The organism is Luteolibacter rhizosphaerae (assembly GCF_025950095.1).
GTDB lineage: Bacteria > Verrucomicrobiota > Verrucomicrobiia > Verrucomicrobiales > Akkermansiaceae > Haloferula > Haloferula rhizosphaerae.
Map to the genome: position 1 here is coordinate 473,772 of NZ_JAPDDR010000002.1, position 20,936 is coordinate 494,707.

25 protein-coding genes and 3 pseudogenes are annotated in these 20,936 nt (G+C 58.8%); 13 read left to right on the forward strand and 15 right to left on the reverse strand.

Annotation, left to right across the window (positions count from 1 at the left end):
• Positions 1-56: 56 nt before the first annotated feature.
• On the forward strand, positions 57-233 hold the full coding sequence (locus OJ996_RS05035; protein WP_264511839.1) for a hypothetical protein: 177 nt from the start codon (positions 57-59) through the stop codon (positions 231-233).
• A 224-nt stretch (positions 234-457) separates the two neighbouring features.
• Here OJ996_RS05035 and OJ996_RS05040 read toward each other — a convergent pair whose 3' ends face one another.
• The gene (locus tag OJ996_RS05040; protein ID WP_264511841.1) at positions 458-817 is read right to left on the reverse strand and encodes a tetratricopeptide repeat protein; all 360 of its coding nucleotides are present in this window, start codon (positions 815-817) and stop codon (positions 458-460) included.
• A gap of 141 nt (positions 818-958) precedes the next feature.
• Between OJ996_RS05040 and OJ996_RS05045 the strand changes: the two genes are divergently transcribed.
• A complete protein-coding gene (locus OJ996_RS05045) occupies positions 959-1,165 on the forward strand; it encodes a hypothetical protein (RefSeq protein ID WP_264511843.1) in 207 nt (68 codons plus the stop codon).
• 273 nt (positions 1,166-1,438) lie between these two features.
• Positions 1,439-1,642, forward strand: coding sequence for a KOW motif-containing protein (locus OJ996_RS05050; protein WP_264511845.1), 204 nt, complete (start codon positions 1,439-1,441; stop codon positions 1,640-1,642).
• Between the two features lie 142 nt (positions 1,643-1,784).
• Here the strand turns inward: OJ996_RS05050 and OJ996_RS26515 are convergent, their stop codons facing one another.
• From OJ996_RS26515 to OJ996_RS05060, 3 genes are all read right to left on the reverse strand, one after another.
• Positions 1,785-2,087 carry a WYL domain-containing protein gene (locus OJ996_RS26515; protein WP_425605544.1) on the reverse strand — a complete coding sequence of 101 codons (303 nt, stop codon included), beginning with the start codon at positions 2,085-2,087 and terminating at the stop codon, positions 1,785-1,787.
• On the reverse strand, positions 2,075-2,236 hold the full coding sequence (locus tag OJ996_RS05055; protein WP_264511847.1) for a hypothetical protein: 162 nt from the start codon (positions 2,234-2,236) through the stop codon (positions 2,075-2,077). Before OJ996_RS05055 ends, OJ996_RS26515 begins: the two co-directional genes overlap by 13 nt.
• A 927-nt stretch (positions 2,237-3,163) precedes the next feature.
• A complete protein-coding gene (locus OJ996_RS05060) occupies positions 3,164-3,352 on the reverse strand; it encodes a hypothetical protein (protein WP_264511849.1) in 189 nt (62 codons plus the stop codon).
• A gap of 108 nt (positions 3,353-3,460) precedes the next feature.
• Here OJ996_RS05060 and OJ996_RS05065 point away from each other — a divergent pair, with 108 nt between their 5' ends.
• The gene (locus OJ996_RS05065) at positions 3,461-3,595 is read left to right on the forward strand and encodes a hypothetical protein (RefSeq protein ID WP_264511851.1); all 135 of its coding nucleotides are present in this window, start codon (positions 3,461-3,463) and stop codon (positions 3,593-3,595) included.
• Between the two features lie 365 nt (positions 3,596-3,960).
• Here OJ996_RS05065 and OJ996_RS05070 read toward each other — a convergent pair whose 3' ends face one another.
• Positions 3,961-4,134, reverse strand: a complete 174-nt coding sequence (locus OJ996_RS05070; RefSeq protein ID WP_264511853.1) for a hypothetical protein — start codon at positions 4,132-4,134, stop codon at positions 3,961-3,963.
• Between the two features lie 382 nt (positions 4,135-4,516).
• Between OJ996_RS05070 and OJ996_RS05075 the strand changes: the two genes are divergently transcribed.
• The gene (locus tag OJ996_RS05075; protein WP_264511855.1) at positions 4,517-4,876 is read left to right on the forward strand and encodes a hypothetical protein; all 360 of its coding nucleotides are present in this window, start codon (positions 4,517-4,519) and stop codon (positions 4,874-4,876) included.
• Between the two features lie 61 nt (positions 4,877-4,937).
• Here OJ996_RS05075 and OJ996_RS05080 read toward each other — a convergent pair whose 3' ends face one another.
• Positions 4,938-5,192, reverse strand: a complete 255-nt coding sequence (locus OJ996_RS05080; RefSeq protein WP_264511857.1) for a hypothetical protein — start codon at positions 5,190-5,192, stop codon at positions 4,938-4,940.
• Between the two features lie 228 nt (positions 5,193-5,420).
• On the opposite strand from OJ996_RS05080, the gene OJ996_RS05085 reads away from it, so the two are divergent.
• Entirely contained in the window at positions 5,421-5,603 is a 183-nt protein-coding gene (locus tag OJ996_RS05085) for a hypothetical protein (protein WP_264511859.1), read from the forward strand.
• 567 nt (positions 5,604-6,170) lie between these two features.
• Here the strand turns inward: OJ996_RS05085 and OJ996_RS05090 are convergent.
• Positions 6,171-6,713 (reverse strand): hypothetical protein, encoded by a 543-nt coding sequence (locus OJ996_RS05090; RefSeq protein ID WP_264511861.1) that lies wholly within the window; start codon positions 6,711-6,713, stop codon positions 6,171-6,173.
• A 798-nt stretch (positions 6,714-7,511) separates the two neighbouring features.
• Between OJ996_RS05090 and OJ996_RS05095 the strand changes: the two genes are divergently transcribed.
• Positions 7,512-8,387, forward strand: a complete 876-nt coding sequence (locus tag OJ996_RS05095) for an alpha/beta fold hydrolase (RefSeq protein ID WP_264511863.1) — start codon at positions 7,512-7,514, stop codon at positions 8,385-8,387.
• 321 nt (positions 8,388-8,708) lie between these two features.
• Positions 8,709-9,110, forward strand: coding sequence for an FAD-dependent oxidoreductase (locus OJ996_RS05100; protein ID WP_264511865.1), 402 nt, complete (start codon positions 8,709-8,711; stop codon positions 9,108-9,110).
• Positions 9,111-9,168: 58 nt separating this feature from the next.
• Here OJ996_RS05100 and OJ996_RS05105 read toward each other — a convergent pair.
• The 3 genes and pseudogenes from OJ996_RS05105 to OJ996_RS05115 form a co-directional block, all read right to left on the reverse strand.
• Positions 9,169-10,949, reverse strand: a pseudogene (locus OJ996_RS05105) (SLC13 family permease).
• A gap of 164 nt (positions 10,950-11,113) precedes the next feature.
• Positions 11,114-12,016 (reverse strand): DUF72 domain-containing protein, encoded by a 903-nt coding sequence (locus tag OJ996_RS05110; RefSeq protein WP_264511869.1) that lies wholly within the window; start codon positions 12,014-12,016, stop codon positions 11,114-11,116.
• A 394-nt stretch (positions 12,017-12,410) separates the two neighbouring features.
• On the reverse strand, positions 12,411-13,139 hold the full coding sequence (locus OJ996_RS05115; protein ID WP_264511871.1) for a cysteine hydrolase family protein: 729 nt from the start codon (positions 13,137-13,139) through the stop codon (positions 12,411-12,413).
• 83 nt (positions 13,140-13,222) lie between these two features.
• Between OJ996_RS05115 and OJ996_RS05120 the strand changes: the two genes are divergently transcribed.
• From OJ996_RS05120 to OJ996_RS05125, 3 genes and pseudogenes are all read left to right on the forward strand, one after another.
• Positions 13,223-14,356: a prenyltransferase gene (locus OJ996_RS05120; RefSeq protein ID WP_264511873.1), complete on the forward strand. Its 1,134-nt coding sequence runs from the start codon at positions 13,223-13,225 to the stop codon at positions 14,354-14,356.
• A 126-nt stretch (positions 14,357-14,482) separates the two neighbouring features.
• On the forward strand, positions 14,483-14,671 hold the full coding sequence (locus OJ996_RS26520; protein ID WP_425605545.1) for a transposase: 189 nt from the start codon (positions 14,483-14,485) through the stop codon (positions 14,669-14,671).
• Positions 14,672-14,725: 54 nt separating this feature from the next.
• A pseudogene (locus OJ996_RS05125) lies at positions 14,726-15,187 on the forward strand (IS5 family transposase); the annotation flags it as partial.
• 16 nt (positions 15,188-15,203) lie between these two features.
• Here OJ996_RS05125 and OJ996_RS05130 read toward each other — a convergent pair.
• The 5 genes and pseudogenes from OJ996_RS05130 to OJ996_RS05150 form a co-directional block, all read right to left on the reverse strand.
• A complete protein-coding gene (locus OJ996_RS05130) occupies positions 15,204-16,139 on the reverse strand; it encodes a DUF72 domain-containing protein (RefSeq protein ID WP_264511875.1) in 936 nt (311 codons plus the stop codon).
• A gap of 193 nt (positions 16,140-16,332) precedes the next feature.
• Positions 16,333-16,953, reverse strand: a pseudogene (locus OJ996_RS26525) (DUF6766 family protein).
• A 76-nt stretch (positions 16,954-17,029) separates the two neighbouring features.
• On the reverse strand, positions 17,030-17,437 hold the full coding sequence (locus OJ996_RS05140; protein ID WP_264511879.1) for a DUF892 family protein: 408 nt from the start codon (positions 17,435-17,437) through the stop codon (positions 17,030-17,032).
• Positions 17,438-17,445: 8 nt separating this feature from the next.
• Positions 17,446-18,243, reverse strand: a complete 798-nt coding sequence (locus OJ996_RS05145) for an SDR family oxidoreductase (RefSeq protein ID WP_345783762.1) — start codon at positions 18,241-18,243, stop codon at positions 17,446-17,448.
• 2 nt (positions 18,244-18,245) lie between these two features.
• Positions 18,246-18,857, reverse strand: a complete 612-nt coding sequence (locus OJ996_RS05150) for a DUF4142 domain-containing protein (protein ID WP_264511883.1) — start codon at positions 18,855-18,857, stop codon at positions 18,246-18,248.
• Positions 18,858-19,103: 246 nt separating this feature from the next.
• Here OJ996_RS05150 and OJ996_RS05155 point away from each other — a divergent pair, with 246 nt between their 5' ends.
• Both OJ996_RS05155 and OJ996_RS05160 read left to right on the forward strand, forming a co-directional pair.
• On the forward strand, positions 19,104-19,610 hold the full coding sequence (locus tag OJ996_RS05155) for a YciE/YciF ferroxidase family protein (protein WP_264511885.1): 507 nt from the start codon (positions 19,104-19,106) through the stop codon (positions 19,608-19,610).
• Between the two features lie 410 nt (positions 19,611-20,020).
• A complete protein-coding gene (locus tag OJ996_RS05160; protein ID WP_264511887.1) occupies positions 20,021-20,608 on the forward strand; it encodes a DUF892 family protein in 588 nt (195 codons plus the stop codon).
• Positions 20,609-20,936: the final 328 nt, after the last annotated feature.

A 20,936-nucleotide genomic window follows, 5' to 3' on the forward strand; every position in this document is an offset into this window, starting at 1 on the left:
GAGGGCGATCAGATCTCGTATCTGCGTTCGGCCCTTGGGTTGCAAGAGGGGCCGCTATGGAAGAAATACCTGATAATCTACGCGAGGATATCCGCCAGTTGGCTCGCGATATTCATCACCTGAACCACCACGAAGACGTTGATTATTCCGATCATCCGATTGGTCTCAAAATCACCTTCAAGGTGGAGACGGAAGAGGTCCCTAAATCCGAAAACGCTACCAGCCCTTGGTGATGACGGTCGTTTGAGGTTTAAGTCAACCGCTTAGTCACGCGAAAGGTACGTGACGTACCCGCAGGCCCTCGCAATCTCCCGGAGCGAGGCCAGCCTAAGGGATATGAGTGACACGCGGAGATCTCCCGCATCATCGGAAACGAAATCCACTAGGACCTTTTGCGGGCCGGAGGTGCTCTAGGGTGGAGGTTGACCCAAAGGGATTGCCGCCTCCGGTCCGCGCCTTATAGCAGCCCGGCAATAACAGGATCTTTGAGAAGCTCGAGGTGCCCATCCGGAAGTGCTGCCACACAATCCCGGACAGCTTTCTTCGCACCGGCTAGCTCGTCGTGCTCGATATACAGCCTCGCGAGCTCTAGGTAGAAGTGGGCTGCCGCCAGACGGTTCTCGGGCGTTCCGTCCCGGAGAAGCTTTGCGATCTCCATACCTTCGAGCCATGCGTTCACATGAGGGCAGCAATCGAGGCGGATCCTCAGTGCTGGCGGCATGATGCGGTCCACGGTAGAAAGCTCGTCTAGCGTCTGCCAGGCCTCCTCCCAGAGACCAAGGGACGCGAGCCCTTCCGCTTCCCTTAATGATCCCATGAGGTAAAGGTAGAGCAGAGCTCCGGGCGGTCAAAGTCCGGCGTCACTAGACCACGCGCTAGGTGGTTTCGCTTAGGTTCATCTACGCGGGCGGCGGCTCGTTACAATCGAATGAAATTTCGAGGGTGGCGTCCCACTCACATGAGAACACGCACTTCGATCGAACTAGACCACGAGAACCATTGCCGGGGAAGGTTGCTGCACGCCGCCCGCGACTACCTCCTCGCCACCGGATACCCGGAGGCCCATCTTAATGAAGAGGGTTTCGGCAACGTGATCGTGGATATCTCACTGCGTCGGCGAGAGGCTCCGACGGTAGGACCGGACGGAGCACTTCCACCTTCATAGCTTCGACTCCGCCCAGCCCTTAGTCGCTCGTGACGATGCTCGCATACTCAGCACCGCAATTCCGTGCAACCGTGACGGGCTAAGCATCTCGCTTAAATTGAGGGGCGACCATGCAGTGCGATGTTGCCCAAACCTTCTACCTGAAGGGATGGCAGTGCAGTGCACCAGTCGCTCCGGACGGGCCGGGCCTCGTGCAGGGGCTCGGCCCGTAAATCTTCTCATGACACGGTCCGAGGGTATTGCCGACTGCAAATTCGTGCAGTTAAGTTGGCAATGCAGAAGGATCTCCACACCGGCGATCGAGTCCGGGTGATCTCTGGAGACAGCGAGGGCTTTCAAGGAGTCATCGTTACGGTTGTTCGTACCCCCGGCCATTCCCGTTATCTGGTTGCAAAAGACGATGTTTCGGTTTGGGCGGAGCGCAGCGAGATTGCTTTGACCGAGGAATTCGGAGGCGACGTCCCACCGCTGTCTTGACTCGATCGACGTGCGTGGTACCGCATGCTGGACGCAGAGGGCAGTTGATATTCCATCGCCGGGTCCGCGGGTGCGGGCCCGGCCTACCCTTTTCCGGCACCCGCTGGAATGCGGGTCGGCCCCTGGGAGGGTGGCCGGCCCGCTAATCCTGCTTCTGTTTAGAAATAGTCGATCGGAAGGGAACCTTTTTAGGAACGTCAGGGCGTGGGACGAACGCCCGCTTTTCGAACTTCACTCCGCGGATCTCCGCGAAGCGAAAGAAGCCCCACTCCTTGCTTTTCGTCACCCATGCAGCGAGGACAAAGGCGGACGACCGATTCGCTTGAAGAAGCGCGTGAGGCTCCACGGTGACGACTTCACCGTGGTAGCTGATTGTGAGGTCCCTGCCGGCCGCAACCGCGGATCGAAGGAGCTGCAGGGTGGGGCGGTGCTTTAACTTTTCCATGTGTTCTCATTGTCTGAAGTATCGATCCGCTGCCACGCGGTGAAGTGGTGGCCGCCAATGCAGCCCACCAGGCGGAAAACGATCTCCTGCTCGCCGAGTCCGGGGCACTTGAAGACGCGGGGCCTCAGGCACCATTGCCAGTCGGGCACGGAATCCGGGAGGATCCAATCACCGGGCAAACAAGCCTCGGAAGACGTACGTAGTACGCCCGTGTAAGTTTTTTCCATACCGGCGAGGGCAAGAGGTGGACCACCGCCAGAGAGAGCGCCGGAGAGGAGGGGCTCAGGGGAAGAGGAGCAGGACGTGCAAGGAGCTAGACTCGCACCGTGCTCTTCCAAAACCATCAGAGCAATATTATTCGACCAACCACCTTCTAACTGATTCGAGTTATATCAAAGCAAGGCAGCGGGTCGCTTTCTTGGTGGACCCGGCCCGCAAATAAAAACCCGCCGTGGGAGGACGGCGGGCCTTCGGGGTCGGGAGATCGGGTCGGGGCGTGTCGTATTGGGCCGCCCTGCCTCGGTCAACGGGGAAACACTCATCCCGTATAACTGCGGAGGATCTGCCGGTTGTGGAAAACCTTAGCGCGGCTTAACTAAGGGTCGCTGTGCCAACGCATGGCCGCGGCTGGGGATCTGGGAGGGCCCCCGGTCCGCGTTACCTCAACCAAGGAGGCCCAATAGTTGGGAAGCTGCCACAGTCAGGGCCGTGAGGGCGGTGATAAAGGCCGTGGTAATGAAGCACTTTTCGAACGCCGACAAGGGAGGAGGGCAATCCATGGTTCTCGCGTATACGACGGAACCGCGGAGAAGATCAAGACTGTTGCTCGTCCTACGTGGTGCACTCGTCGTCTCCGTTCAGGGAGAAGAGGCGCTCGACAGCTACGCCCGAAGCTACAGCTGCTGACCGGACTGATTGCCGGGCCTCCTCAATGGATGGGTAACAGTCGCAACACCGCCATCGGCAGTGCTCGTGTTCGACGCGTTCCCAACCGCGCAGGTACATGGCGCGCTCGAAGATTCCCACTGCACGCGCGTCGTTCGTGCTCAGCTCGCAGAAGATCAGGATCTCCATGGTCAGTGCGTTTCGACAGGAAAGGGCACGACCTTCAATGGCTCGTAATCTGAAGGCGGCTGCACTCTGGCCACCGACACGATCAGGCGATAACCGTCCCGGTCCTCGAAGACATCGAGGTCGCCTTCGTCGGCGGCATCGAGCGCGGCCTCGGCGGCAGCGAATAGGGAATCTAGGGAGGGGTGGTTCATAGGTGAAGGGTCACCTCGTATTCAGAGTCCTTCGCGCGCTCGGTCAAGATCGCCGAATGGGTAAACCTCTACGTCGACTTCCGAACTTGGCGGAACTACCGTCGCACCATGAAAGGGCCATCCCCCACCAGCGATAAAGCGCAGCCACGAGCTGATCTCGGGCTGAAGCTAGTGGCAGGGTCGTGGATCGTCGCAGCAGCACTCTTGGTGGGAGCCGGACTTTGGCAGTGGATCGCCGGTTAAAACAGCCCGGCCAACCGGTTGTCTTCGCATCGCAGACGCACCTGAAGGGCCCGGGGGGACGCGGAGGTCAAGATGCAGGTGACCGACTGCGTCCCAAGCTTCCTCGTAACGCTTCGCCCGCCATGGGTTACTCGATCCTCACCCACGCCCGCCGCTCAAAGCCCTGACAATTCACCGTCGGCCGTTGGAAGGTCCAAATCTCTGCATTGGGCTCACGCTGGTAGGGTAACGAGGAGCGCTCATTCTCATCCCACGCTGGCAGGCAGTCGCAAAGGATCAGGTCGCTGATCGCACATTCATCAGGGAAAAGTCGTAGCTTCGCAGAAGCAGGCACGCCCCACGGTGGGCAAATGGCCTTGCATTCCTCAAGGGGACTCGTCAGGGCCGACGGGCACCTCCATTTGGTTCTCCTCGACCCACGAGGATCCGTTCTCCCGCTCCACGAGATAGAGAAGCGTGCCCGCACTGACCACCCGGTCGCGTACTACGCCGGTCTTCCCCTTATTGACCCCGGACGTAATAGGTACGGGATCATCCATGTGATATTTCGGAGGTGTCACAGTTTGCCTAGCGGATTTGGTTTCCGATGATGCGGGAAATCTCGGCGGTCAGCTTCTCACGATCGTTCGTCTTCAGGTTTTCGTAAGCCTCATTGAGGGCGTCCTCCACGGCCGAGCGGAATAAGCCAGGGTGATCTTCAACGAACTTGCCGACCAAGTAACGGCGCTCGTGATCCTGCTGGAGGGCGACGCGCTTACGATCTGGGAGGTGTTTCCTTGGGTATCACTCATACCACCTACGGCTCGCTCCTATTGCCGGCAGCACGAATTGATAAGACTAGTCCCCGTCACCTGAACGAGTCTAAGCAAATCACTCAATCCGAGCGCCTTGCAAGGCAGGTGAGTGCAACAACCATCCTCCATGGCGACCCTTAAGGAGGCAGAGGGACTCGCGGAGCTGGGTCTTCACGCAGAGGCGTGGGATACCCTTGATAGTCTCCCTGCGGTGGAGCGCGTGATGCCGTCCGCCCTGAGAGTCCGGATTGACTGCCGTTCCCATGTTAATGCCTGGCGCGATTGCATGGAGATCGCGAAATTCCTTCGTCACGGAGCTGACCTCAATCGGTTGGCCGCAGCAAACTTCTATCTGGAACTAGCTCGGTTTTGCGTTGAACACGATGAGCTGGCCGCTGCGAAAGAGGCCGTGCGGGATTTCGTTGACACACTCCCGGATGCCCCGAGGGAGTTGATGAACAATCCGCTCGTCAAACTTCTCCTTTGAAGAGCGGACCGGAGGCGGCAATCCTATCGAAACCAAGCTCAAGGCACCTCCGGCCCGCAAATCAAAGTGGCACAACCGAGAGATGTCTCTGTCGGGGCGCAAAACTCTCTCGGAGCACATTCATCTCACGCAGGTGAGCGTAGCGGAAATCCCTCCATGCGCCAGCACCGGGCCCTTCGAGGATGTAGCAACTCACCACAAAGCTACGGCTGCGGGGATCGTTGAACATTCCCTGGGGCTCAGCGATGTAACGAATGCCGGCGCAGATGAAGCTGATCTGCTTCCGCCCGGTCAGCGCCCATTTAAGGTCGGTCATTCCGGCATATTTGAGAGGAGCACCCATCTCTCACCTTAGCGCACAATTGCGTTTGTCAAATTGCAGGGAATTCCAGCAGCTTGAAAATGGCTGCGGACCGGGGGATATGACCCCCTAGCAAAGTCCACTCGGCTAAGGCCCCCCGATCCGCGATGTAAAACTAGCACTGCGGTCAAGGAACTCGAGGCAATCTTGAGGTGTCCTCCTGAAGGGACTATGGGTGTCCCGATGAAAACGTTATTCCGTCAGATCCGCGGGCCGGTCGCCTTGGTGCTGGGGCTCGGGACGTTCCTCGCGTTCATGTGGTGGATCAACGGCTCGCAGACCAGTGAAGCCGCCCCCTACGTGACGGCCTTTCTCCTCGGATCGTGGAGCGGTTGGGCCGCGTTCAAGGAGCCGCAGGCACAGTGACCGCCGCGGAACTGAGAGGGTAGATGCGGACCGGGTAAGCTCACCCCGTGGGGTAACCAGCACCCACGAGACTTTTCCCCGGCCCGCGGCGGAAAGTTAGCACTGCGGTCAAGGGGCTTCACTGGCTATGGCTGGGCGTGATCGGGGAGTTATCAGGAGCGGATCACGGCTAGAAGCGGGTAAATCACCTAACCGCGGCTCGTGCTACACCACCGGGGAGAGGGGGAAGGGGATTGATTTCAAAATCTCGCAGCAGTAAAGGCGACCTATGCGTCCTCCGCACGCTCAACAAGGCGGTGAAGGCGAAGAGCGTTAAATCCCACCTTGCGGGACGCAAGCGACTGATCGACCGCGAATCAATTGATGCTTGGAGTGAAGTTTGGCTCCATGTGTGCACAGGGGAACCAATGAAAGCGATCCCTCTTCGGCTGTTGGCAATCCCGTTGTTTGCTTGCCTGCTCTTTTCATGCGATGAAGTTGGGGACAACGACCACCCAAGCCACCAGACTCGGGATGGGATTTCACCACCTCAGATGATCGACGGTCGCCAAGAGAAGATACTCCCAGCTACCCGCAACGAAGGAGCGACCGATCAAGACTGATCATTATGGAATTGCCACAGCGGCCGATTGTTCGACGGATCATACATCGACCCTCCCATGCGAGCCGGTCCAATATGATCGTTGTGTCATTCCAGGCGGATTCTCTAGGGCCGGCCTGCCATGACTTCGTATCGGCATCGTAGTGCTCTCGGTGCCCGGCCTTGAGCTCGACCTCCTCGTCGCCCTGATCGGCCGCGGCGATCAGGGCATAGCTGTTGATCGTGGACCAGGGGAAGCCCATGATCGCGCTGAGATACCAGACGGTGCATAAGGCGTGGGTGGCGGTGTGGCAGTGAGGTCGTCGCGCGGCGCAACGATCTGGTTGTTGGCCATCACGATCGCGGCGACCCGCGGGTCTCGCTTTCGAAGAGCTGGAACTAGGCACGTCAGATGCATAGATGGCGGCGATGCCGCGAAACTGCCGCGTTAGGATGGTCGGGCGTTGTTCCTGGGCGGCGCCGAGGGAGGAAGAGATCGAGATGGCGGCGATGCCGAGATTGACCGCCAAGCCGATGGCGGAGGCGACGGCTCCGGACGCGCCGAGGAAGGATGCGATGCCTGGTACGTGCCGCCGATGACGCCCATGGGGGGAAATGTCGAATGACGAATTCTCGAATGACGAATGGAGCGGGAGGGGATTTTTTGGGGGGTGAGGGGTGGCATGAACACTGCGGGAAGATGTGGTTCAACCCCTAAACCTCATGTCGGACATACCCGCCCCCTTGCTTGCCGAGATCCTGCAGGCTCCCACCTTCAACGAAGCCGCGAATCCACAACCGGAACGCAGGGTTCGCCCAAGGGTGCGGGGCAATCATCCCACGCGGGCATATCGCAATTGGCCTGGGGCATGCCGCATGGGCGGGCGCAAGTTATTCGACGCGGTGAACTGGCCCCCGCGATTTCACTGCTCGTCGTCGCCGGGCTGGGATTCATCCAGGCCTCACTGCGCGGCGCTGATTCGCCCACACTCCATCGGTAACCTGCATTCAACCCCATGATTCCCTCCTTTATCCTTGCGCTTTGGGCATCGGGGCTCCTCGCCCTGATCAGCATCGGCGCATTCGTTTGGTTGTCGCATGAATGGATGCAGCGTTCGTGGGGCTGGGATCCCCTCGCTGGGGTATCCGTGTTTTCACCCGATTTCGGATGGGATCCCACAACCGGGCTTTTCGCCGGGGCACTCGCGCTGGGCTTAATAAACCTGCTCGGCCGGTTCTTCGTGCTCGGGTGGCTGCGAATCCAGAAATGGCCCTATCGATATTCGAATCCCGACCCGCGCCATCCCCCCTCGCCCCGATCGGTCGAGATGGTCGAACGTCCCGACGGTTCGCAGTTGCGAATCTACTGTTACGGGGATCCTGACGGAGAGCCGCTGGTGGCCACGCACGGCTGGGGTCTGAGCTCAGAGGCGTGGAACTATCTGAAACGCGAGATCCCTCACGGCTGTCGCTTGATCGTTTGGGATCTGCCCGGCTTGGGCGAGTCGAAGGGCCCGGTGACTGGCGACTACAGCTTGGCCAAGATGGCGATGGATTTGGACGCCGTAATGGCATTCGCGGGGAAGCCTTGCACGCTCGTGGGCCATAGCATCGGAGGAATGATCATCCAAACCTACATGCAGACCTTTCCGGAGAAGCTGCGCGTGCGGGTGAGGGGAGCCATCCTGGTGCACACCACGCCGGTCGACCCGGTCAAAACCACCTCGGGCAGTTCCTACCTGCTACCGCTTGAGGGCCCGCTATTGGCCCCGCTGATGCGAATCACGATTGCCCTGTCCCCCTTGGTTCGCGTGTTGAACTGGTTGTCCTACGCAAACGGCTCGACGCACTTGACCACGAAATTCAGTTCGTTTGCCGGCCACGAATCGTGGCAGCAGGTCGACTTTGCCGCCCGCTTCACGCCCCGCGCCTCGCCAGCGGTATTGGCTGCCGGAATGCTCGAGATGATGCGCTACGACGCGCTAACGGCGCTGCCGACGGTGAAGGTGCCCGTGGCCGTGATCGCGGGAAACCGCGACTCCACCACGCTGCCGGAGGCAAGTGGTCTCATCTACGGATCAATCGAGGGCGCAGTGCTGCACACGCTCACACCCGCGAAGCACCTCGGCTATATTGAAAGGCATGCTTCCTTCCACCAGCTGCTGCGCGAATTCTGGAGGGACCGAAGGATGGAGATAGGTTAGCAAGGCTGTAACGTATCCCAAGATCCCAACCGGGACGGCGTTCTTGAAGGGGCGATGAAGCTAGAAAGACGGGGAGATGACTCCTGGGTGGGCATGGCCTGGATGGGTACATAGCAGTAGGATGCCCCCCCTAACAAGAAAGTGTTGTGCCAACGCATGGACCTGGGAGGTGGTTCTGAAGAGTGGCTCTCCCGCGGCGTTAACTTCAACAAGCCGAGGAGTTACGCGCTGCCCACCCCGTGAGAGGGGGGATTACGGCGCATACGGTTCCGGAGGGAGGGCACTAACCTCGCGCTGAAACTCGGACTCTGGAGTGGGGACGTGTCGGCCTTCCTAACAGAACCCCTCGCCGATGAGAAACTGGCCCGGGACCTTGGTCGTCGCGGCGCTCAAGTCTATGAGACCGCTGTAACCGGGCTAATTACCGACGAAGGCTGCCTAACAGGAGTGCACCTGATCGACGGCAGCACGATTCCATGCGATGCCCTCTTCCTCGTGGCAACACAGGTCCAACACCACGGCTTTTTGGAAAGGATGGGCTGCCGCCTGAGCGAGTGGGAACAGGTGGAAAGCGACGATGCGGCAAGAACGCAAACTCCAGGCCTGTTTGTCGCTGGGAACGCAAAGAAACGGCTTCAAATGGAAATGGTGGCCTCGGCCGACGGGATTAAGAGCGCGGCTGCCGCCAATGAATGGCTGTTAGAACAAGACACCGCGGAATAGTTTCCCGCGTGCCACATTTGAGATCGCTTGAGGTTCATTGCGGCCGACGCGTCGGTGTTCAAGCGACCGGCCAGGTCGCCATGATAATAGGAACTCCGACTAGGACGACTATAATAGAGAGCGGTGCCCCCAGGCGCGCGTAATCACCGAACCGATATCCACCCGGTCCGAACACCAAGGTATTGCACTGATGTCCTATAGGGGTGAGGAAATCACAGCCGGCTCCCACCGCTACGGCCATCAGAAATGCATCGGGCCGCATCTGTAGATCCCTGGCAAAGGTCGCGGCAATCGGCGCCATTACCAGAACCGTTGCCGCATTGTTGAGAAATGGAGTTGCCGCCATTGCCGATACCATAATAGGCCCACGGCCGCCCACGGCGGTAGACCGGTTGCGATGTTCGAAAGCCAACTGGAGACAGTTTCGGTGCCCCCGCTGGTCTGCAGGGCCTCGCTCACCGGAATCAGGGCTCCCAACATTACAATGATTGGCCACTCGATGTGTTCATAAGCCGCCCGAACCGGCAGCACTCCAAGCAGGACGACCAGGACTGCCGCCCCGAAGAAGGCGACTGCGGGCGGGACGACGCCGAAGGCTGCGAGCGCCATAGCCACGGCCAGCACGATGAGAGGCAGGAGCCGCTTGCGCACGCTTCCCAGCGGGATCGAACGCTCGGCTAACGGCAAGCATCCCAGCTCTCGTAACTGTTCGGCCAGGACTTCAAGCGGGCCTTGCAACACGATGACATCCCCGGCCTGCAAGCGGGTGTCACGCAGAACTTTTGTAAGTCGCTTGCCCGAGCGGGAGATTGCCAGAAGGTTTACACCGTGGCGCTCGTGGAGAACCAGACGCCCTGCCGTTTGGCGCACCAGAGGGGAGTCGGAGGTGATCACGGCTTCCACCACACCCACGTGATCGCCCGGGTTCCCGGTGACCGCGCTGCGATGCTGCCCTTCCAGCAGAAGGCCCGCCCGGGCAATGGCCCTTTCCAGTTCCTCTGGTGCACCCTTGAGAAGAAGAATGTCACCCACTTCAAGCGTGGCAGTCGCGACCCCGGCTACCGGCGCGCGCCTGGCGCCGCGAAGAACGGCGGTTACTTTGATCTCCCGCTCATTTTGAAGGACAAACTCGGCTGCACTTTGGCCAATTACGCTCGACTCCTCCACAACCACCGCCTCGGTAGTGTAGTCATCAATGTCCAAGACCTCTCCCATGACCGCTGCGGGCCGCCGGTCTGCAGGGATCAGCCGGTATCCAAAGTGTAGGAAGACCAACCCTGCGAATGCCAGACCCAACCCAACCGGAGCATAATCAAACATTCTGAAACCCTCGCCAGTCATTTGCTCACGCACCCTTGAAACGATAATGTTGGGGGAAGTGCCTATCAGGGTGATCAGTCCGCCCAGGAGAGACCCGAAGGACATCGGCATAAGAAGCAAGGAAGGGGAGTGGCCGGACTTCTTGGCCACCCGAAGTGCTGCTGGCATCAACATGGCCAGTGCACCGATATTCTTCACCATGGCTGAAAGGATCGTCACGGAACCCACCAGCAACGTGCGTTGCCATTGGAGTGTCCCCAGGTGCCCGCTGATCCAGCGGAGCCCGCTCTCGACGATGCCGCTGCGCGCCACTGCCGAACTTACCACAAGCGCACTTGCAACGATGATGACGATGTCATCGCTGAAGCCCGAAAAAGCTTTTTGGGCCGGAACGGTACCGCATGCAATCGAGGCGAGGAGGGCCCATACCGCGACCAGGTCGTAGCGGAGCCTCCCCCACATAAACAATCCCATCGTCAGTCCCAAAATGCCGAACGAATACGCCTGGAGTTGGTTCATAAAAGGGGGAGCTCGGCTTTGGCCTTCGAAGATGCAGTGGGTTGAGGTCCCGAATGTCCACCTTCCTTGGGGTCCTGCTAGCCCTTTCGAGCCGTTCAATCCTTTCATGCTCCCGCGCGCTTTTAAACCCGATACCTAAATGGATAGCGAAATTGACCGATCCGCTAGAGTGCCCGCAGTTGCCTCGTGAATTCCTTTGCATTGCGGATGGCATGGCCATCGCGATCATTGTTGAAGTAAGCCCAGACCCGTTTGCAGCCCGAGTCCCTTATCCGGCTAACCCACAATTGCAATTCCTCGTCGGTGTAGTCATGCCGATACCACTTGGTCAGCCCATGAAACCGGATGTAAACGTCGTCGGCGGTCTTTACCAATTCATCAGGCAACCGCGGGCCGCTACATGAGCAAAAGATGGTGCCGGTCTTCCGGAAAGCGGCGTACACGCGCTCATTCCACCAGCTCTTGTGGCGGAACTCAACCACGTTGCGCCGCGATGGATCCAGCTGCCCCAAGAGGGTTTTCAATCGTGCTGCCGAATAATGGTAACTGGGAGGCAATTGAAAAAGGAAGCAGCCCATTTTCTCGCCCAGCAGATCTGCGATCAATCCAAAGTCCTCTACCAGCGTCCGGGTGCGGCTCATCCGTTTGACGTGCGTGATGAGTTCGCAGACTTTTACCGTATAAACGAAGTCCTTTCCCTCCATCTGCCGCAGCCATTCCTTCACGGTCTTGACCGTCGGCCAGGAATAAAAGGGGGCGTTGAGTTCCACTGTCGGGAAATTGTCGGAGTAATGGGAGAACCAGGATTTCGTTGGCATTTCCGCCGGGTAGAACCCACCCCGCCAATGCCAGTAGAACCATCCTGAGCAACCGATGTTAAAGGTCTCCAATTTGTTGTGCGACTGCGCGTCCGGTGTCTTGAAAGCAATTCGCTCGGCGTGCATCTCCGAAGCCCTGACAATGTTGGCGGCACGTTGCTTTTCCCGTTTCTTCAATTTTCGGGCGAGGCGTTCTGCCGGGCTAGCCTTCTGCTTTTCCTGGCCGCCGTGGTCCTTCTTTTCCGCCATTAGGATTGATAGGCCCGCCGGAGATGTTTTGCCACTCATGATTCTGGACCCGTGCGCACTGATGAATCGCCGCTAGCGGCAGACATACCACGGCAAGAAATTCGATGTTCCCGGCAAGGGCGGTGCTGCAACGATGGAAATGGCGAAGAAACAGCAAATCTCCCCGGCGGGCCCCTCCCAGAAGCCTGCCGGTTGCTGCGAACATGGACCCGGGGCAGGGGCAATCCCAGGTTGATCCGAGGGGATTCCAGCTGACGCTGCGGGCTCCGCTTTGGCTCATGTGCCGCTCTTGGGCAGCAGCGTAGGGGGCAAGGGGGCCGCCCTGCTGATCTGCCAAGCAGCGAGGAGTCCGAATCCCAAGGCAATCGCGATAAGTGCAGCGATCACCCGTTTCTCAAACGGTGTAAGCGGCGATGAGGTCATGCGGCGCGGATTCAAAACGGGACGGACCGGATCCGCAATTCCCGGCCGGAGGACGCCGCGGAATTTGCACGCGGCGGCCCCCTTGAGGTTGACGGGAGGGAGTGGCACCCCAGCCCGGACGGTCTCTCGCGGGATGCGGTATGGCACGGCGCGGGCGCCGGGAAAAGATGCGAGGGCGGATCAGGAAGCAAGCCTCTTCGGCTGAGCATGCGACCGGGACGTTCCTAGCTCTGCCCAGTGCACCACGCGTGCCCGCATCGGTTTCAGAGGCCACGCAATCCTTTGCCACGATAATCGCGTAGTCGCGCATGTAGGCATCATTCGCCGTGTAAAGCACGCAGATATCCGCGGCAAAACCAGTGAGGATGAGGGTTTCGGCACCGAGGAACCGAAGCAATACTTCAAGAGAGGTGGAGTAAAAGCCCGAGTGCTTCGGTTTTAAGACGAAGTAGTCGTCCTTCTCCGGAATCAGCAACAAAGCCACGTCTCGCCCCGGGGATTCCAGCGAGATGGAGCGACGGATCTGGGACTGGAAGTCCGACTGCCAGCGCCCGAAATTGTCGTTCACGTAGATTACCGGTATACCGGCCGCATGCGCGCGCATCCCAAGATGGGCGATCTGCTTCGCGGCCGGTACGGCCCGTTTGAGGAGATCGGCGCTACCAGGGAAATTCATGTCGTTGATCACATCGAGCAGCAATAGCGCTTGCTTCATTGAGTCGGGAATTTGGTCATTCGACTGCTTAGCGTTGGGGCAAGCTGAATCAACCCAGCATCCCAACGATGCTTCCCCATCCGATGTCTGGAGAACTTCCGGTCCAAGAACGCAGAATCAGCGCGTCCCGTGCGACAGTGTGGGTGCGCGCGCTGCGCCTGCCATTCTATCCGATGTTGTGGTTGGGATACACGCTCGGTGCCTCCCTCGCGGTGCCCTTGCAGGAACTCTGGAAGCTGCCTGCCTACTGGTGGGGATATGCGGTCGTGTTCTTGATTGAAGCTCTCACGGTGTTCTTGAACGATATTCACGACTACGAAAGCGCCCGCCGCAATCTCAACCATGGGAGGTTCACCGTCGGGTCGAGGGTGTTGGTCGAGGGGCTTCTGACACCGGCGGACTTGAAGAGAGGCTACAGGCTTGGGGCGGCGGCGGCAGTGATCGCCTCCCTGATGGTCCACCACTACTCCCCGGCACCGGCAGGAATGAACGTGGCTTTTCTGGCTTTGGCAGTAATCCTGGGCGGGGAATACACGGTGCCTCCCCTGAAGTTCAGCCATCGCGGCTTGGGCGAAATCGTGGTCGCCTTCGTTCACAGCCTGCTGATCGTCCAGTGCGGCGCTGCCGTGCTGGGAGGCCGGTTCGGTGGTTCCCCGGTGGTGAAGGTGGCCTTGCCGTTGCTTTTTGCCGTTTTCCCCTCCATCGCCCTGTCGGGACTTCCGGACCGCGAGGCGGACGGAGCTGCTGGAAAAGCGATCCTGGCGGTAAAGCTGGGACCTCGGCCAGTATTGGCGTTGGCCAGCCTATCGGCATTCGTCGCATGTAGCCTGTTGTTTCATGGGTCCGGGAAATGGCCTTCATGGGCGTTTGGTGCGGTCACCCTGCACGCTTCGTCGGTAATCGCTTCCTGTCTTAGGCAATGGACCGGGACCCATACCCGCCGGATCGACGGTGTGATGGTCATCACCCTGTCTTTTTTCTATTGTGGTTCTTGGTCGTGCCGCTCATCAAAAACTTGGAATAGCGGGGTGCTTCTGTCCGTCCCGCATCAAGCAATTTCCGCTTCGTTCTTGTCCGGCCTTCGCGATCACGCAAGGCCTTTTGCGAAAGTTTCCAGGTTGCCAAAGCCGGTGGACATGACCTCGCAGCGGCGGCGTTCTTCGAGCGCGACTAGGGCGTGTTTGAAAACCACGGAAGAATGAAAGTACTGCCCGGCTCGTACGTTTTGATTTCATCTTCCGATGAAACCGCCCAACTCGTACTTCCATCTGTCCGACGCGCTCTGGCTGGCGCTAAAAAAATTAACGTAGTCCAGAATCCCGCTGAGGGTGAGCAGTACAACAATTGGTGGCAGGCCTCCCTCGTGCCACCGGATGTTGACGACAGGCATGATCTACGTTTTGCGCACCGGTTGTGCATGGAGGGCGGTGCCGCCGGATTTCGGACCGTGGGAAACGGTTTATTCGCGTTGGCGCCTATGGTGCTCGAAAGGGGTTTGGGAGAAGATCTTGAAATAACTGGCCCGTGGCAGGACCGGCGCGTTGCGATTCATCGACTAGACCCACCTCAAGGTCCACCAGCACGCCCATGGCGGGTGCGGCGGCAAGGAATTGCAGGCCATCGGCAAAAGCCGGGGCGGCCTCAACAGCAAGTTGCACGCGGTGGTGGACGGCAAAGGCCGCTTGGTCAGAGCCTCCCTGTCTCCCGGCAGCGTGCACGATGCGAAGGCGGCACCGGATCTCCTCGCGGGGCTGCGGGGCGTGAGGATTGTCGGCGACAAGGCATACGACAGCGGACCGCTTCGCGACACGATCCGCCGTTCGCGCAGCCGGCATTGCATCCCCAGCACGGCGAGGCGGAAGATCCCCGCACCGTTCCACCAAGGCTACTACCGCCACCGCCGCCACGTGGAGAATTTCTTCCAGCGCATCAAGCGGAACCGGCGGATTGCCACGCGCTACGACAAACTGGCCGACACCTACTTCAACTTCATCCTGCTTGCTGCGTGCTTGGACTGGCTGGCAACTTCATGAGGTTTTCAAACACGCCCTAAGCAACCGCTGATGCTGACAGTCCGGGAGCGATTGGCAGATAGCCCTCCAGCACTCGCGGCTCGTCCCCGAAGCGCCGGGCCAGCTCTGCTGCATTGAACGGCGCGTGCACCTTCACGTCGTTGTCGAAGTATACGAACACATCCCGTCCGTATTTCCGGGGTGAGAGAGCTTTCGCCAGGCAGCGGGCTTCGCGTGGCGTCCCACCTTTCAGCCAGCAGCGGACCTTCTTTTCCCAAGCATCAAGCGCCCGCCTTGTGTAACCGCTGCTGTAGAGCTTGTCATGGCCATGCAGGCGGACGTACACAAAATCGGAGGTCACATCCTCGATCAGCGGCCACTTGGCAGCAGCATCCGCCACGACCATCGCCACGTCATGCTTGCGAAGGAGGGCGATGAATTCCTCTGACTCGAACGAGCTGTGGCGCACCTCGATCGCGTGGCGCAGCGGCAGGTCTTCCGGTGCCTTCATTACCGCCCGTTCCGGCAGACGTCCGTCATGCTTTCTTGCGAGCCGTGCAGCCTCTTTCGTGCTCCTCGGGAGAAGCTTGAAGAAGCTTCCAAGCAATTCGGGATCGTAGCGGAAGCTCGGTGGGAATTGCCATAGGAAGGGACCCTGCTTTCTGCCCAGATGCAGCACCCCGGAGGCGAAGAAGTTGGCCAGAGGTTGGTCAATCTCGCGGAGACGCCGGATGTGGGTGATGAAGCGGCTTCCCTTTACCGCGAAGACGAAATCGTCCGGGACCGAATCACGCCATTTGCGGAAGCTGGAGCCACGTTGCAGCGAATAGAAGGTGCCATTGATCTCAATGGTTCTTACCGCTCGCGAAGCGTATTCGAGTTCGCGGCGCTGCGGCAGGCCGGCCGGGTAAAAGGACATTCGCCATGGGATGTAGGTCCAACCGGAGATCCCGCTGCGGAGTTTCGCTTTCATGAGCGGTGCGAGAGGGCGGGGGCCAGATCCGCGACGACCGCCTGATAAGCTTCTGGGCGGGCGTCCGACTCCGGAACGCGCAACAGCGAGAAAGGATGAATGGTGGCGATTATCATGGTGCCAGGTTATCGGAGGAGTTCGTCGTCCATGATGGGAGTGAGTAATGTGGTCGGGATTCTGTCGCGCTATCCCGTTATGTTCCAGTTTTGGAGTCGGGGTCCTCCACATCCTTGCTCTCCGGTGAACCGTCCTGGCGCAGGAAAATGCTGAGGACCACGATCGACAGCACGGCGAGGAATTCACTCTGCCAGTTCTGGAATGACTGGAACCAGAACTGGGAACCTGAGACGAACTCCCCGAAAGAGTGCGGCGCCTTGCCGTGCTCGGCCCGTTCCCATTCTCTTCCTTCAGACCACCGGTCGCGTGGATCAGGAACGAAGCGAGGAAAAGGCCCTGGAAGGCCAGTGAAAGGGAGTTGCGGTAAAGCCAACTGCCTCGCTTTGTTCGACGCAACCTTGGCAAGCTTCCCGGCCTCTTCAGGATCGTTCGACTCCGCCGAGCCCTTCTGGAACAGGAATGTGGTGAGGATCACGTAGAAGCCCATCTGCAGGAATTCGCTTTCCCAGTTCTCGCCCGTCGCCTGCCAGAAATGACCGCTGGCGAGATAATCTCCATAAGCCACCGCTGGCTGCCCGTGCTGCAGCTGTTCGTCATTGTAGACATGATGACCGGCCACCGACTGCGCCGCCCAGAAAGCCAGGAACAAGAGAAGCAGGACCAGCGAAAGCCCGTTGTTCCTGAGAAATCGCTTCATGGCATGCTTCCAATTTCCGCGCCCAATGTGCTTGAGCCCGCCTGCTTCAGTTGGGCTGTGGATTCGCGGTGAGAGGTTAGGATCGCGTCCAGCGAGTCCGCTCCACCGCAAGCCCGCTCCTTGTCGCCACCCCGAGTGCAACTTCCACGGCGGCACCCAGATAATAGCCGATCCGCAGGCTGCGGGCGACAAGGAGAAGATTCCGGACAGAATAACCCGCTATCTCAATGTGGCCGTTGCCACCCTCGATCAAACCTGCCTTGCAGTCGTCTTCCCCGGGTTCCTTCGAATATTCGTCAAAGATGGCGAGGACCTCCGGGAGGTGGCGGGCGTTCGCGTGCTGATAGGTCGTCAGAAGATCGCGAAGGCTCGTCCCGGTGGTCCACCGCTGGAGGTCGGGCAAGGTGCCAACCATTAGTTGCGTGGCACTCCGGATGTCCTTCAACCGGTCGAAGAAAACATCAATGGAATCAATGATCGACATGGCGTAGGTCAACCTTGCAACAGCGACTGGCCGCCCTCGATGTAGATCTCGGTCCCCGTGATATGGGACGAGGCGTCGCATGCGAGGAAGCCGATCAGTTGCGCCACTTGGTCCGCGGAGCCGGGCTGACCACCGGTCAGAGGCACATCGCCTTCAGGAAACTCAACAGGGAGATGAATCCCTTCGAGGGCGCGACGCTCGGTTGAATCATCGATGTTGGTTTCGATGGCACCGGGGCAGACGACGTTCACGCGGATCTTGTCCTTGGCGAGTTCCAGGGCGGTCATTTTCGTGAAAGCCACCTGGGCGGCCTTCGAGCAGGAATAAGCGGTGGCTCCGGAATTGCTGAAGACCCGTGTCCCGTTGATCGAAGACACCACCACCACCGAGCCGCCGCGCTTCCTGAGGAGCGGAAGCGCAAGTTTCAGCGTGAGGAAGGTACCCCGGAGGTTCACTGCCAGCGTCTGGTCCCATTCGGAAACCCCAAGTTGATCCAACGGAGCCCACACACCGTTGATGCCCGCGTTGGCCACCACAATGTCGAGCCTCGCGTAGCGGTTGGCCACGGTCGCGAAGGCATTGCCCATCTCCAATTCACTGCTAACGTCCGCCGTAATCGAGATGTGGCCGCGCTCTTCACCGCCGAGCCCGGCCAAGGTCTCGTCCAATTCTTCAGGCGTTCTCCCCACGATCACCACTTTTGCGCCGGCCTCCGCCAAAGCCTCGGCGGCAGCCCTTCCAATACCCGAGCCGCCGCCGGTCACAAGCGCCACCCGATCGTCCAGAGAAAACTTCACCAATTGCATAATCAGCGGAGAGTCGCCACTTCGTCCTTCGACACGGTGAGATGAACCTCGATCAATGGGAGAGCGGTCTCTGCCAAGGCCTTGAGGAGGGCATCTCCCGCCTGCTCCTTCACTTTGGTCATGGTCTTTTTGATCTTCTCATGACCCGCCACTCCGATTTTTTCCAGATAGGCCCGGTCGAAATTGTCGCCAGAGTCCTTGATCTCGGTAAGGACCTTTTTGCCGTCATCGCTCAGCTCGCCGGAGAGTTTGATACCCTTCTTGGCGGCGAACTCCTTGAGTTTCTCGGCTAGCCCATTCTGCTCGTCCACTTCCCCTTCAGCGATCAGTTTGACATCCGGGGATCTGGTGGATTTTACCGCGAGTTCGCTGGTCCTGAGCTGGATCAACCCACCCGCTGCGATTTCTTCCGCGAGCGCCTTGTCGGCATCTGAAAGCTTGGAGTCGTCCGGTTGCAGGGCTTTTACCTTCTGGCCCGCTTCAGAATTGATCTTCTTGAACTCCGGGGCATCGAGCTTGCCCGGCTTTGAATCATCCTTCGCCGAAGCAGCGAGGGAAAGCGAAAGACCCATTGCGGTGAGCCCTGCGGACTTTAGGAGAATGCGCCTGTTCATGGTGGAAGCGCACTTCGCAAATTCGGTGCCAACAATTGGCTCTTGCGTATCACGTTAACATAAGAAGCAGTCTGAGTTCGTCACGCTCCATGCCTTCCAGCCTTTGCACGGTGCAACCGGCGAGTGGGGTTTGCAATGGCTCGTTAGTCACTGTTCCTTATGTCCTGGCTTTCTCCAAGCAATCGTCGGCTACTAGCACCGGGCACAGGAACTGCAAGAGGCGCATTGAAACCGCCATAAACAGTCATGCCTAAACTCGATACACTTGAAGTGCTCCTCGCGCAGGAGATCAAAGACCTCTACAGCGCCGAAAACCAATTGTTGAAGGCGCTCCCAAAAATGGCCAAGGCTGCCACTAGCCCCGAACTTCAGGAAGCGTTCAAAACGCACCTGGAGGAAACGAAGGTCCACGTTGAGCGCCTCGAAGAAGTTGCTAAGCTGCTTGAAATCACGCCCAAGGGCAAGGTTTGCAAAGCTATGAAAGGCTTGGTGGAGGAAGGGGTGGAGGCGACCGAAGAGGATGGGGATGGAACCATCATCGACCTGGGTCTAATCGGAGCCGCCCAGCGGGTTGAGCATTATGAGATTTCCGCCTATGGTACTTCTAGAGCTCTTGCGGAAGCCTTGGGTCTCGACGATGTGGTGGAGATCCTGCAGACGACGCTCGATGAGGAAGGCAACACCGACAAGCTGCTCACCGGAATCGCCGAGCAACTCATTTCTTCCGCAGTGGAGGGGGCGGACGCCGAGTAAAAGTTATTTCCTCCCGCTAAGCGCTCCGCGGTTTCGGTCGCGGGGCTCGCTTCTTTTAAGTCGAATGGTCCCACCTGACATTGATCTGGGAGTGCTTTCAGGCGTCAACGTTGAATCCAGATCGGAAACGATTTACTTCCTTGTGCTCGACCGATTTTCCATCGCCAGTCCTGGCAAAGAGCGGGAACCGTTCCAATGTTTGATCCCTATCACCGTGACTGGCACAAATACTGGGGCGGCGATCTTCAGGGCGTAGTTGATCGCCTCGTTACTTGAGGTCATCCGGCATCACCGCAGTCTGGGCCACTCCGCTTTTTGAGCAGGCGGAGGCGATGACCGTTGATGATCCCGTTCCAAGAGCTCCCATCCACGGTTATTGAACGAGCGACTTCAAGCGGTATTAACGCGCGTTGGATGAACAATCCGTCCGAGAAGCGCCTGTTCACGCGGGACGACAAGAAATCGCGGCACGTTCCGGCTGGCAAAGCCATCAAGAGATGCGAGAGACCTCAGACTCAGATGTTTTCTTCGAGGACCTTCTTCATGTGGTTCTCACGGAACGTTTCGTCAGCGATAATGCATCCATCTGCGCTTCGCTGGCAGCTTCCGCGGAAGTGCGCCAGCACTGGTATGAAATATGTGAATTGTCCGCCAGCCACCATGCGCGGTTCCACGCTATCTTTGATCGGCACCGCATCGAGACCGGTTTCGCCGACTGCAAAGCGATAAAGGGCTTGTTCCGGGGTGGGAGGGCAGACCTGATCTACACGGAGAGCTCGCACATCAAGGACTTCCGCCTGGTAGCTTTTGGAGAGCGACTCGTGTCGCATACCCTTGCCCTGTGCGGCACCACGGCAAAATTGGCGTCCAGATTCGGGTTCTCAGAAGAAGCGAATTTCATTCGCACCGCAATGGATGAGAAAATCGCTTACCTCGACCGTCTTGGGAAAGTGGGCGACTCATGTTTGTGGACGGGCACCGGCGATTTTACTCTTTGATTCTAGGCACCTCGCATTCGTCCTCGTTCGTCTGATTCCTGATTTCAGTCTCCTCCGGGGAGTTGGCAAAATCGCCCGTAGGGTCGGTTCCAAATATAAAGAAGGCTTCTTTCGCACTTCTCGCTATCTGCGCTTCCTCCGTGGCGTTTGGTAATTTGGCAGGTGTATTCTGGGGACAGGATGCGGTTGCTTTCAAAGGAGCAGTCATTTTAACCATTTAGCAGACCGGATGCCGCTATTAGTGAGCAATAACGCCTAACAGCTCGGTCAGCTTGCACCTAAGAGATGCTTATTGCATAGGCTGAATTGGTGGCCAGAGACTGAAACG